At 66.2% G+C, this 11,786-nt stretch carries 10 protein-coding genes and 2 tRNA genes; 8 read left to right on the top strand and 4 right to left on the bottom strand.

Features of this window, described 5'->3' with window-relative positions:
• Positions 1-323: 323 nt before the first annotated feature.
• Both ilvD and ACQCSU_RS04510 read right to left on the bottom strand, forming a co-directional pair.
• The gene (gene ilvD, locus ACQCSU_RS04505; protein WP_426978494.1) at positions 324-2,045 is read right to left on the bottom strand and encodes a dihydroxy-acid dehydratase; all 1,722 of its coding nucleotides are present in this window, start codon (positions 2,043-2,045) and stop codon (positions 324-326) included.
• A 148-nt stretch (positions 2,046-2,193) separates the two neighbouring features.
• Positions 2,194-3,132 (bottom strand): LysR family transcriptional regulator, encoded by a 939-nt coding sequence (locus tag ACQCSU_RS04510; protein WP_426978495.1) that lies wholly within the window; start codon positions 3,130-3,132, stop codon positions 2,194-2,196.
• Between the two features lie 103 nt (positions 3,133-3,235).
• On the opposite strand from ACQCSU_RS04510, the gene ACQCSU_RS04515 reads away from it, so the two are divergent.
• The 3 genes from ACQCSU_RS04515 to ACQCSU_RS04525 all read left to right on the top strand — a co-directional run bounded on the left by ACQCSU_RS04515 (position 3,236) and on the right by ACQCSU_RS04525 (position 5,677).
• Positions 3,236-4,198, top strand: a complete 963-nt coding sequence (locus tag ACQCSU_RS04515) for a hypothetical protein (RefSeq protein WP_426978496.1) — start codon at positions 3,236-3,238, stop codon at positions 4,196-4,198.
• A 160-nt stretch (positions 4,199-4,358) separates the two neighbouring features.
• A complete protein-coding gene (locus tag ACQCSU_RS04520; RefSeq protein WP_426978497.1) occupies positions 4,359-5,483 on the top strand; it encodes a PQQ-dependent sugar dehydrogenase in 1,125 nt (374 codons plus the stop codon).
• Positions 5,484-5,601: 118 nt separating this feature from the next.
• Positions 5,602-5,677 (top strand) — tRNA-Lys (locus tag ACQCSU_RS04525).
• A gap of 116 nt (positions 5,678-5,793) precedes the next feature.
• On the opposite strand, the gene ACQCSU_RS04530 is transcribed toward ACQCSU_RS04525, so the two are convergent.
• Both ACQCSU_RS04530 and ACQCSU_RS04535 read right to left on the bottom strand, forming a co-directional pair.
• On the bottom strand, positions 5,794-5,934 hold the full coding sequence (locus ACQCSU_RS04530) for a hypothetical protein (protein ID WP_426978498.1): 141 nt from the start codon (positions 5,932-5,934) through the stop codon (positions 5,794-5,796).
• 166 nt (positions 5,935-6,100) lie between these two features.
• Positions 6,101-6,583 (bottom strand): MarR family winged helix-turn-helix transcriptional regulator, encoded by a 483-nt coding sequence (locus ACQCSU_RS04535; RefSeq protein WP_426979711.1) that lies wholly within the window; start codon positions 6,581-6,583, stop codon positions 6,101-6,103.
• A 95-nt stretch (positions 6,584-6,678) separates the two neighbouring features.
• Here ACQCSU_RS04535 and bcp point away from each other — a divergent pair, with 95 nt between their 5' ends.
• The 5 genes from bcp to ACQCSU_RS04560 all read left to right on the top strand — a co-directional run bounded on the left by bcp (position 6,679) and on the right by ACQCSU_RS04560 (position 11,728).
• Complete coding sequence (bcp, locus tag ACQCSU_RS04540) at positions 6,679-7,152, top strand: thioredoxin-dependent thiol peroxidase (RefSeq protein WP_426978499.1); 474 nt, start codon at positions 6,679-6,681, stop codon at positions 7,150-7,152.
• A 124-nt stretch (positions 7,153-7,276) separates the two neighbouring features.
• Positions 7,277-7,358 (top strand) — tRNA-Leu (locus tag ACQCSU_RS04545).
• Positions 7,359-7,594: 236 nt separating this feature from the next.
• Positions 7,595-8,272, top strand: coding sequence for a fasciclin domain-containing protein (locus ACQCSU_RS04550; RefSeq protein ID WP_426978500.1), 678 nt, complete (start codon positions 7,595-7,597; stop codon positions 8,270-8,272).
• A gap of 251 nt (positions 8,273-8,523) precedes the next feature.
• Positions 8,524-10,143 (top strand): ABC transporter substrate-binding protein, encoded by a 1,620-nt coding sequence (locus ACQCSU_RS04555; RefSeq protein ID WP_426979712.1) that lies wholly within the window; start codon positions 8,524-8,526, stop codon positions 10,141-10,143.
• A gap of 79 nt (positions 10,144-10,222) precedes the next feature.
• Positions 10,223-11,728, top strand: coding sequence for a malate:quinone oxidoreductase (locus tag ACQCSU_RS04560; RefSeq protein WP_426978501.1), 1,506 nt, complete (start codon positions 10,223-10,225; stop codon positions 11,726-11,728).
• Positions 11,729-11,786 lie beyond the last annotated feature (58 nt).

Raw genomic sequence — 11,786 nt, forward strand, 5'->3', positions numbered from 1 at the left:
AACCCCTCAGCCTGACGGCTCTTCGAGGGGTTGCGCGTGACGGTTCGTTACCAGTTGCGGCTATTGAGCCACGCGCTTGGCAAGGACGACGACTAGGCCGGCGGTAACGATCTCGATCATGCCCCCAGTTTTCCCTCTTAGTGAGACGGGTGTCAACGAGCCCCGCTCCCGTCTCACTATCTGGACAACACTGTCCACGTACTGGCCCTCTTTCGTTTCCTCTGGTCACCCTGCCGCACTGGCGGCAGGGCTTAATAAGGGAGATTCCGAGGGCCCCTGGCGATGCGGCGGCCGCGCCGCATCGCCAGGGTAGGAATCACCCGCTACCCGCAGTACGCGCCGGTGGAGGCGCTGTGGACGAGCTTGGCGTACTTGGCGAGGACACCCTTGGTGAACTTGGCCGGGAGCGGCTCCCAGCCGATCTTGCGGCCTTCGAGCTCCGCCTCGTCGACCAGGAGGTCGAAGGTGCGGGCAGCGATGTCCACGCGGATCTTGTCGCCGTCCTTGACGAAGGCGATGGGGCCGCCGTCGGCCGCTTCCGGTGCCACGTGGCCGATGCACAGGCCGGTTGTGCCGCCGGAGAAGCGGCCGTCGGTCAGCAGCAGGACGTCCTTGCCGAGGCCGGCGCCCTTGATGGCGCCGGTGATGGCGAGCATCTCGCGCATGCCGGGGCCGCCCTTGGGGCCTTCGTAGCGGATGACGACGACGTCGCCCGCCTTGATCCCGCCCTTGTCCAGGGCATCCAGGGCGCCCTGTTCGCGTTCGAACACGCGCGCGGTGCCCTCAAAGACGTCGGCGTCGAAGCCGGCGCTCTTGACCACGGCACCCTCGGGGGCCATGGACCCGTGCAGGATAGTGATGCCACCGGTCTTGTGGATCGGGTTGTCCAGGGCGCGCAGGATCTTGCCGTCCAGGTCCGGCGGGTTGATCGCGGCGAGGTTCTCGGCAACGGTCTTGCCGGTGACGGTGAGGCAGTCGCCGTGCAGCAGCCCGGCGTCGAGCAGTGCTCGCATGATGACCGGCACGCCGCCGATCTTGTCCACGTCCGTCATGACGTAGCGGCCGAAGGGCTTGAGGTCGCCGAGGTGCGGGATCTTGTCGCCGATGCGGTTGAAGTCCTCGAGGTTGAGCTCGACTTCGGCTTCGCGGGCGATGGCCAGCAGGTGCAGCACGGCGTTGGTGGAGCCGCCGAAGGCCATGGTGACGGCGATCGCGTTCTCGAAGGCCTTCTTGGTCATGATGTCGCGCGCGGTGATGCCCAGGCGCAGGAGGTTGACCACGGCTTCGCCGGACTTGTGCGCAAAGGCATCGCGGCGGCGGTCCGCGGAGGGCGGAGCTGCGGAGCCGGGCAGGGACATGCCCAGTGCCTCGCCGATGCAGGCCATAGTGTTGGCCGTGTACATACCGCCGCAGGCGCCTTCGCCGGGACAGATGGCCTTTTCGATGCGTTCCAGGTCCCCGAGGCTCATCTTGCCGGCGGCGCAGGCACCCACGGCCTCGAAAGCGTCAATGAGGGTGACTTCCTTTTCGGAGCCGTCCTCAAGCTTGACCCAGCCCGGCATGATGGACCCGGCGTAGAGGAAAACGCTGGCCAGGTCCAGGCGGGCGGCGGCCATGAGCATGCCGGGCAGGGACTTGTCACAGCCGGCCAGCAGGACCGAGCCGTCGATGCGCTCGGCCTGCATGACGGTTTCCACGGAGTCGGCGATCACTTCGCGGGACACGAGGGAGAAGTGCATGCCTTCGTGGCCCATGGAGATGCCGTCGGAGACGGAGATGGTGCCGAACTGCATCGGGAACCCGCCGCCTGCGTGGACGCCTTCCTTGGCGCCCTGGGCCAGCCGGTTCAGGGACAGGTTGCAGGGAGTGATTTCATTCCAGGAACTGGCGACGCCGATCTGCGGCTTTGCGAAGTCGTCGTCGCCCATGCCGACCGCCCGTAACATGCCACGCGAGGGCGCGGCGTGGATACCGTCGGTGACCACCCGGCTACGGGGTTTGATGTCAGGTTTGGCGTCTGTTGCTGTTTGGGTGTCCTCACTCATGGCTCAAAGTCTAGGGCTCCCCCGAGGACGGCAACGACCTGAACAGGCGGATTAAGCGGAAAACCGGGAATATTTCGATCAAATAGTGGACTCTCGTCTCACCTGATGGAATCAGTACTTTGCTCCGCGTCAGTTGAGGTGGGCAAGGTCAGTTGAGGTGGGCAGCGTCACGCAGTTCCGGGGCCTCGGCAACGGCCTGTGCCTCGGCTTTGAGCAGGGACAGCACCTGCTGGATGGTGGTCCGGGCCGCGACGTCGGGGCGCGCCAGGGCGACGATGCTGCGGCTGGCCTTGACCCCGGCCAGCGGCCGCAGGACGAAGCCCTTGCCCTGGTTCTTCAACGCCGTGTAGCGCGGCAGCAGGCTCAATCCGTGCCCCGCGCTGACGAGGGCCTCCAGCACGCGGAGATCGGGGTAGAGCTGGGCGCGGACGGCCGGTGAATCCGCCTGCACCTCGATCTGCCGCAGCACGGTATCGAACGGGAAGCCGTTGGGCACTCCCATCCAGGGATGTCCGATGACATCCTGCGCGCACAGCGTGTCCTTGCCGGCGAGGACATGGCCTGCCGGCATGGCGACGTCCAGCGGCTCGTCCAGCAAAGGCTCCACAACAAGTCCCAGCCGGGCAAAGACGTCCGGGCCGTCGACGCTGTGGGCCAGGACGATGTCGTAGTCCGCCGTCAGCCCCGCGAATCCGGCGACGTTCGGGTCCTCGAAGTGGGCCTCGAAGCGGAGCCCGTCGATCGCCTTGACCCGGTGCAACAGCCCCGGCAGGAACATCTCCGCGGCACTCGGGAAGAAGGCGGCCTTGACGTGCGTCTGCCAGCCCAGCCGGTAGGTGTCGATGGTGGCTTCCGCGCGCGCCATCGCAGTGGACACCTCTGCCGCTGCCGAGGCCATGGCCAGCCCCGCCTCGGTCAGGCGCACTCCCCTGCCGGACTTCTCCACGAGGACCACCCCCAGTTCCTCCTGCAGGGTCTTGAGCTGCTGGGAGACGGCCGAGGGCGTCACGTTCATCGCCTCGGCAGTGGCGCCAACCGTGCCGCGGTCGGCGAGCTCCCGGAGAATCCGCAGTCTCTTGAAATCCATGAACAGAGGCTACAGGCCGGGTGCCGGGAGGGTGGACAGCCGCCTAAGGCAGACGTACGGTCAAGCAACGGCAACCTTGCCTCCTGGACAGAAGGGTTCTGCTATGGATTGGATTATCTGGCTCATCGTCATCGTGGTGATTGTCGCCATCGTCTGGTGGCTGTTGAACCGCAATTCCCGTAGCGGCACGGGCACCTCGGATGCAGGGACAGGCGCGAATGCGGGGGCGGGAACGGCCGGCCGCCCAGGCGCCGACGCGTCACCGCAGGCTCCCCAGGGCAACGGCACGCACGACGGCGCCCTGTCCGGCGGAAGCGCCGCGGCGTCGGCCGTTGCGGCCGCCACCACCGGCATACCGACAGCTGCAGGATTCAGCAACGCCGAGCCCGCGGCGCCTACCACCGCACAGGACTCCGCGGCGGCCAGGCCGTCCGCCCAAGAGCCTGCCATGGAGACTTCCGACGGCGGCCGCGGAGCCGCCGGGACCGCGCCGGCCGAGTGGGAGACCCAGTGGTCGGAGACCCCGCCGGCCGAACCGCACGCCCCCGTCCATCACGAGCCCTTGTCCGGAGCGCACGCCGGCCAGGGAGAGCGTATGACGCCGACAGGAGCGGATGCCGCCGCGGCGGAAAACGCACCCGTGCATCACCCCGAATACACCCAAACGCATGCTCCTACCCTTCCCGGTGCGGAATCGGCCGCGGCCGAGGCTGGTCTCCTGGAGGAAGGAGACACATCCGCGCCCGCCCCATCCCGGGAACCGCAGGCGCAGGCTGAAACGCAGCAGACGGCGTCGTCGGCAGCCGCCTCTGAGGGATTCGCCAGCCACTCCGCGGAGCCGTCGGGGCACCTCGCCCTGGATCAGCCCTACGGGGAGGGATCGGCGGCACCCGCGGCGGACGGCAGCGGTCCGGCTGGCTTCACCGTCAAGGGCAATGCTTCCTCGATGATCTACCACGACGAGACCAGCCCCTTCTTCGAAGAAACCCGGGCGGAGGTGTGGTTCCTGTCCGCAGCCCATGCCGAAGCCGCCGGCTTCCGCCCGCCCCGCCGGTCACGGCAGTAGGGTCCGGCGGGCGGGCCGCGGTCACCGGCGCACAGGACTGGGAGAGCTGATGAACGGCACGGGGGCGGGACGCGGGCAAACACCCGTGTCCCGCCTTTTCTCGTACCCCGGGCACCTCCGGGGCAGTCGCCGTCCGGGCAGGCACGCCAGGGCGGCATTGGTGGCTGCGGCGACGATCCTGCTGGCTGCATGCACCCCGGGCGGCAGCGGAACGCCGGGCACCGCGTCCGCGGGCTCCCCGCAGCCGGCAAGCGGCAGCCCCGCCGCCGCGAGCAGTTCCGCAGCAGCTCCGGCCGGCCAGCCGACGGTCGCTGGCAGAATAAATGCTGGGCTCCAGGTGCCGTGGTCCACGGTTTTCCTGCCCGACGGCACGGCCATCATTTCCGAACGTGACAGTGCCCTGCTCAGAACGGTCAGTGCTGGTTCCGGGACCGCCGGCGCCGCCGGCGACAGCCCGGCCGGAACGCTGGGCAAGGTGCCCGGCGTCGTGCCCGGCGGCGAAGGCGGGCTGCTGGGACTGGCTCTCTCCCCGGACTTCGCTGCCGATCGCTACCTGTACGCCTACTTCACAGCCGCGGGGGACAACAGAATCGCCCGCCTCCGCGTCGACGAAGGCAACGGCCAACTGCAGCTCGGCGCCCCCGAGATCATCTTCACCGGGATCCCGAAGGCGTCGACGCACAACGGCGGAAGGATCCGGTTCGGACCCGACGGGTACCTCTACGTCGGGACGGGCGATTCGCAACGGCGCGAACAGCCCCAGGATCCGAAGGCACTGGGCGGGAAGATCCTGCGGATCACTCCCGAAGGCCGTCCCGCCCCGGGGAACCCGTTCGGCGACAACCCGGTCTACAGCTTCGGCCACCGCAACGTCCAAGGCCTGGCCTGGGACAGTGCGGGCAGGCTGTGGGCCAGCGAGTTCGGTCCCGACGTGGATGACGAGCTCAACCTGATTGTGCCCGGCGGCAACTACGGCTGGCCGGAGGTGACCGGGGCCCCGCACCGCGCCGGCTTCCTGGACGCCAAGGTCGTGTGGCCGTCGACGGCGGACTCCTCCCCCAGCGGACTCGAAATCGTCGGGGATACGGCGTATATGGGTGCCCTTCGCGGCCAGCGCGTCTGGACCGTGCCTCTCCGCGGCGAGTTCGCCGCCGACCCTGTGGGCTATTTCACGCGGACGTACGGGCGGATCCGGGACGTTTCACTGGCTCCGGACGGCCGTCTGTGGGTGCTCAGCAACAACCAAAACCCTGATTTTGTACTGATTTTGGAGCTCCCCGGCTAGGGCCACCCGTGGCACCCCTCGCCGATTTCACAGTGTGTCCAAACTCGTGTAGAGTTTCATGTCGTTGCGGAGAACAACGAGGGAAACAAAAAGCCCCCGATGAACGAAAACAACAGCTGCACCTCTAGCTCAACTGGCAGAGCAATTGACTCTTAATCAATGGGTTCCGGGTTCGAGTCCCGGGGGGTGCACCAAAGAAAACCCCGTCCTGACAGGCTGAAAAGCTCGTCGGGACGGGGTTTTTGTTGTGTCCTTGGTTCGTCAGGAGTGACTGGTTGCTGGCGTCACGGATTCCTGGCTGCCCAGGCTTTTAGGACACGCGGCGGCCTGCCACTTCCCAGGCGAAATGGATCGGCAGCGGCAGCTGGACCGGGACGGTGCCGATGGGATCGTCGAGCAGCTCGTTTATCGAGGTCTGCCCTTCCAGCTCCACAGGAGGGTTCGCGTCCATGACATGAGCCTAGGTGCCGCCGGCGGGCGGGCGGGTGAGGGACACGCCTAACGCCAAGGCGACGAACCGGCGCGGTGCGCGTCTTCGGCGTCGTAGGTCCATGTGGTGGTATTCGTTGAAGAAGGCGAGGCCGGTTCCGGGATAGACGCATCCGCGGATCGGGAACTCAGTTGAGCCGGGTCGCCTCGACGGCTATGCCGGGCTCCGTGACGGTGACGATGGCCTTGGCTTCTGGAGAGGAAATATGCGTGGCCAGCTCTCTGACGACGGCTTGGAGTTCCTGCCGCAGTACGTCTGGGTCAATCGAGGCGGCGGCCAGCACGGCGCGCTCCATGTCCGCGGCTTCGGCGACAGCCTCGCGGCCCCGGTCCGTCAGGGACACGACGTGACTGCGTCGGTCGGAAGTGCTGCGTTGCCGGGAAATGTGGCCGTGCGTTTCCAATCGGCTCAGCGTCTTCCCCATGGTCTGAGCTTGAACCCGAACCAGTTGGGCCAGTTGGGCCTGCGTCATGGGTCCGTTGACGGAGAGCACTTCAATGGCGATGACCCCGGCGTGCGTCAGGCCGATGGCCCCCAACTTTTCGTTCCAGGAGTGCTCAACAAGGCGTGCCGCCGTGGACAATAGGCGCCCAGTGGGCCAGCGATCCATATCAGGCATATCAATGAGTATAGCGAGCGGCGGATTCGCCGCCCGCACGAACGCTCATTAGGCTGGTGTACCCGCACCCTGCGAAGGAGAATAACTTGCCTCAACGACTCATTCCCGGAACCCCGGCACCGGACTTCACGCTGAAAAATTCGGACGGGGAGGATGTCAGCCTGCGCGACTTCCGGGGCCGCAGCACGGTGATCTACTTCTACCCGGCCGCTTCCACTCCCGGGTGCACCAAGCAGGCCTGCGATTTCCGGGACTCCCTGGCGTCCCTGCAGCAGGCCGGTTATGACGTGGTGGGGATCTCCCCCGACGCGGTCGGCAAGCTCGCCACGTTCGCCGCAACGGAGGGACTGACGTTTCCCTTGCTCTCCGACGAGGACCACGCCGTGGCCGAGGCCTACGCGGCCTGGGGTGAGAAAAAGAACTACGGCCGCACCTACGACGGGCTCATCCGGTCCACCGTCGTCGTCGATCCGGAGGGCAGGGTCGTCGTGGCGCAGTACAACGTGCGCGCCACCGGCCACGTAGCGAAGCTCCGCCGGGACTTGAAGGTGGACGCCTAAGCCGGCACTGGCCCGGGACGTCCGCTGCAGGTGAAGGCAACCGGCGAACTGTGCCGGTCAACGGTATGATGGAGCCTTGGCATCCGCCGTCGAGGGTCAACTGACCCGCAACGGCCGGCGCCGCGCGCGAGTGGTGAAATTGGCAGACACGCAGGATTTAGGTTCCTGTGCCTTCGGGCGTGGGGGTTCAAATCCCCCCTTGCGCACAGATCACAGAGAGAACCCCGGTCTTCGGACCGGGGTTCTCTCTGTTAAAAGCGGATATCAGGCTGCCGTCCGCCGTCCGAAAAAGAATTTCAACACTGCACCCATCCGTTTCCTCCGACCCCGCGAATACCCATTGAGACACCAACCACGGGTCGGTGCCCAACCAGTCGGAAAAGGGCCAGAGCGGCAAAGTACGCCGCAGGCAACGATCGGCACAACAAAGGAGAAACCAAAAATGCAGACCATCAAGCGCACGACTTTCGCCGTTGCAGGTATCGCTGCTTCGGCCATGCTCAGCCTCACTGCCTGTGGCGGTTCCAGCAGCACGGCGCCCAGCTCGTCGGCTCCGGCTTCCACGCCGTCGGCCTCCAGCATGGCGCCGTCGCCGTCCAAGAGCTCCTCCGCCGCCGCCATGGATCCGGCCGCCGACCTCGTCGGTGCCGGCTGTGCCGGCTACGCCGCCCAGGTTCCCAGCGGCGCCGGCTCGGTATCCGGGATGGCCCTCGATCCGGTAGCCACCGCCGCTTCCAACAACCCGATCCTGACCACCCTGACCGCCGCCGTCTCCGGCAAGCTCAACCCCAAGGTGGACCTGGTAGACACCCTGAACGGCAGCGAATTCACGGTCTTCGCCCCGACGGATGACGCGTTCAAGAAGATCGACGCCGCCACCATCGAGACTCTCAAGACCGACGACGCCCTCCTGAGCAAGATCCTGACCTACCACGTGGTTCCCGGCAAGATCAGCCCGGACAAGATCGTGGGCACGCACAAGACTGTTGAGGGCGGTTCCGTGACGGTCACCGGCACCAAGGACGCACTCAAGGTTGACGACGCCAACGTGGTCTGCGGCGGCGTCAAGACCGCCAACGCCACGGTCTACATGATCGACTCCGTCCTGATGCCCAAGTAGGCAACACGAAGCGCTCCTGCTGCGGTTCCAGCCTGACTCCCTGGACCAACTAGGAGAAACGAAGGCCCGCGCCGATGGTGCGGGCCTTCGCCTTTGCCCGGGGCTGACGGACCCGGCCGTCAATTAGACTGGGGCTGTTCCGCAGCCGGCGGGCCATCCAGACTCCCAGAGGTGATTCACGAGTGCCCAGCAGTTCAGTGGCCAGCAATACTTTGCGCCGCGTTGCAGCCGGTATCGGTGCCGTCCTACTCATGCTGCCGCTGGCATCCTGCACCGGAGCCCCTACGCCCGGCCCGGCTCCGTCGACTGCCGCGACAAGCACCGCCAGCCCCGACCCCAGTGCCGTGTTCACGTTCGGCACGGCCTCGCGGCCACTCGGCCTCGACCCGGCCCTCGTCTCGGACGTGGAGTCCTACAGGATCACCCGCCAGGTGCTGGAAGGACTCGTCGGAGTGGACCAGACCACGGGCCAGCCCACGCCGCTGCTCGCCACCGAATGGCAGAACGGCGATGAGGGCCGGAGCTACACCTTCAAGCTCCGCGACAAGGTGACCTTCCAGGACGGTTCCCCGTTCGACGCGGCCTCCGTCTGCAGCAACTTCAACCGCTGGTTCAACTTCCCGGAGGCCCTCCGGCAGCAGTCCACCGGGAGCACCTTCAAGGGCGTCTTCAAGGCGCACTCGGACCAGGCCGCGCTCTCCATCTACAAGGGCTGCACCGCACTGGCCCCGGACAACGTCCGGATCGAGCTCACCCAGCCCTTCACCGGGTTCATGCAGGCCCTGACACTCCCCGCCTTCGCCATGTCCTCGCCCCAGGCACTCGCCGCGCAAAATGCGGACGTCCTGAACCAGAGCCGCGACGGCCAGGCCGTCTCCTCCTACGCGCTGCACCCGGTGGGCACCGGACCCTACGTCTTCAGCTCCTGGGACGAGGGCAGCATCACGCTCTCCAGCAACACGGACTACTGGGGAGACAAGGGCCAGATCGGAACCATTAAGTTCGTCACGTACGATCACCCGCAAACGCGGATGCAGGCCCTGCTGGACGGCAAGATCGATGGCTATGACACCGTGACGGTGGGAAACTTCGACCCGTTGGTCAAGCGGGGCAAACAGATCATCCAGCGCGACCCCTTCTCCGTGATGTACCTGGGCATGAATCAGGAAGTACCCATCCTGCAGAACCTCAAGGTCCGGCAGGCCATCGAAATGGCGCTGGACAAGGACACCCTGATCCGGCGGTTCTTCATCGACAACACCGCCCAGGCCACCCAGTTCGTCCCGCCCAAGCTCAGCGGCTTCAACAACAACGCCCCGTCCCTGGGCCACAACCCGGCCAAGGCCAAGGAGCTGCTCGCCGAAGCCGGCTATCAGGGCGAGGAACTGAAGTTCTACTACCCGCTGAACGTCACCCGCCCCTACCTCCCGACGCCGGAAAAGGTGTACGCGGAGATCAGCAGTCAGCTGACCGCCGTCGGGCTGAACATCAAGCCGGTGCCGGTGGACTGGTCCGAGGGGTACCTGCAGAAGGTCACGTCCCCCGGCGACCATGCCCTCCATCTGCTGGGCTGGAACGGCTCCTACGCGGACCCGGACAACTTCGTGGGTCCGCTGTTCGGCGAGAAGACCGGTGAATTCGGCTACCAGGATCCCCAGGTCTTCTCCAAGATCGCCCGGGCCCGCGGCCTGCCTGACGGCAAGGAGCGGACCGAGCAGTACCAGACCATCAATGCGCAGATCGCGGCGACGGTTCCGGCCGTTCCGATTGCCTTCCCGATCTCGGCGCTGGCCCTGTCCGACCGAGTCCTGAAGTACCCGGCATCGCCGGTCCTGAACGAAGTTTTCACCAAGATCGAGCTAAAGCCTTGACGGACAGCCCCAATTTCAGTTAGTAGGCCACGCGGGGATATTCTGTGACAGCCAGACCCGCTGCTATCGGAGACTGATTGTGACCTTCATTTCCAAGACCCAACATGCCGACGTCGTCCTGATTGGCGGCGGCATCATGAGCGCCACGCTGGGCGCCTTCCTCAAGCAGCTCGAGCCGGACTGGACCATTTCCCTCTTCGAAAAGCTGGACGAACCGGGCCTGGAAAGCTCCGGACCGTGGAACAACGCAGGCACCGGGCACGCCGCACTGTGTGAGCTTAATTACTCACCCGCCGCCAAAGACGGCTCAGTGGATCCTTCCAAGGCCCTGCTCATCAACGAGCAGTTCCAGCTCTCCCGGCAGTTCTGGTCCCACCTGGTCACCAACGGGCTGATCGGCTCACCCAAGGGCTTCATCAACACGGTTCCGCACATGAGCTTCGTGATCGGCGAAGCCAACGCCAAGTTCCTGCGCACCCGCTACGAGGCGCTCAAGCCGAACCCGCTGTTCCGGTCCATGGAGTACTCCGATGACCACGCCCAGATCGCCAAGTGGGCCCCCCTCATCGTCAAGGGCCGCGACCCGAAGCAGCGCATCGCGGCAACCCGCGCGGCGGAGGGAACCGACGTCGACTTCGGTGCCCTGACCCGCGAGCTGACCGGCTACCTCGGCAACAACGGCGTGGAGGTCAACTACGGCCACGACGTCTCCGGCATCAAGCGCGCGTCCGACGGCGGCTGGGACCTCGCGCTCAAGCACCCGCAGTCCGGTGAGCACGGCTCGATCCACGCGAAGTTCGTCTTCGTGGGGGCCGGCGGCGGCGCACTGCACCTGCTGCAGGCCTCGGGCATCCCGGAAAGCAAGGGCTACGGCGGATTCCCCGTCTCCGGCCAGTTCTTCCGCTGCACCGACGAGACGCTCGCGGCGCAGCACAGCGCCAAGGTCTACGGCCAGGCCTCCGTCGGCGCCCCGCCGATGTCCGTGCCGCACCTGGACACCCGCTACGTCAACGGCAAGCGTTCGCTGCTGTTCGGCCCGTACGCCGGTTTCTCGACGAACTTCCTGAAGAACGGCTCGTACCTGGACCTGCCGCTGTCCATCCGGCCCTCCAACATCATTCCGATGCTGGCCGTGGGCAGGGACAACATGGACCTCACCGCATACCTGGTTAGGGAAGTTGCCAAGCGGCACGGCGCCAAGGTGGAGGCCCTGCGCGAGTATTACCCGGAAGCCCAGGACGGCGACTGGGAACTCATCACGGCCGGCCAGCGTGTCCAGATCATCAAGAAGGATCCGAAGAAGGGCGGCGTGCTGCAGTTCGGCACCGAGGTCATCGCCGGACGCGACGGCTCCATCGGCGCCCTGCTCGGGGCGTCCCCGGGCGCATCCACCGCAGTGCCGATCATGATCGAGCTGCTGCAGAAGTCCTTCCCGAAGAATTTCAAGGGCTGGCAGTCCAAGTTCAAGGAGATGATGCCCGGCTACGGCGTCAAGCTCAACGAGAACCCGGAACTCGCCGCCCGGCTGGAAGCCGGGACGGCCAAGGCCCTGCAGCTCGAACCGGTCGGCGCCGCACGGAGCTGATGCCCCCCCTCCGGGTTGCGGCAGGTTTGATCCCTTTTCAGGTTTAACCCCGTTGAAG

Origin of the sequence: Pseudarthrobacter sp. O4, from assembly GCF_050157025.1 — a bacterium.
GTDB lineage: Bacteria > Actinomycetota > Actinomycetes > Actinomycetales > Micrococcaceae > Arthrobacter.

What these genes read in the sequence shown, in the direction of transcription:
- ilvD (WP_426978494.1), bottom strand. Translation starts at nt 2,045, where the DNA reads ATGAGTGAGGACACCCAAACAGCAACAGACGCCAAACCTGACATCAAA.
- ACQCSU_RS04510 (WP_426978495.1), bottom strand. Translation starts at nt 3,132, where the DNA reads ATGGATTTCAAGAGACTGCGGATTCTCCGGGAGCTCGCCGACCGCGGC.
- ACQCSU_RS04515 (WP_426978496.1), top strand. Translation starts at nt 3,236, where the DNA reads ATGGATTGGATTATCTGGCTCATCGTCATCGTGGTGATTGTCGCCATC.
- ACQCSU_RS04530 (WP_426978498.1), bottom strand. Translation starts at nt 5,934, where the DNA reads ATGGACGCGAACCCTCCTGTGGAGCTGGAAGGGCAGACCTCGATAAAC.
- ACQCSU_RS04535 (WP_426979711.1), bottom strand. Translation starts at nt 6,583, where the DNA reads ATGGATCGCTGGCCCACTGGGCGCCTATTGTCCACGGCGGCACGCCTT.
- ACQCSU_RS04550 (WP_426978500.1), top strand. Translation starts at nt 7,595, where the DNA reads ATGCAGACCATCAAGCGCACGACTTTCGCCGTTGCAGGTATCGCTGCT.
- ACQCSU_RS04555 (WP_426979712.1), top strand. Translation starts at nt 8,524, where the DNA reads ATGCTGCCGCTGGCATCCTGCACCGGAGCCCCTACGCCCGGCCCGGCT.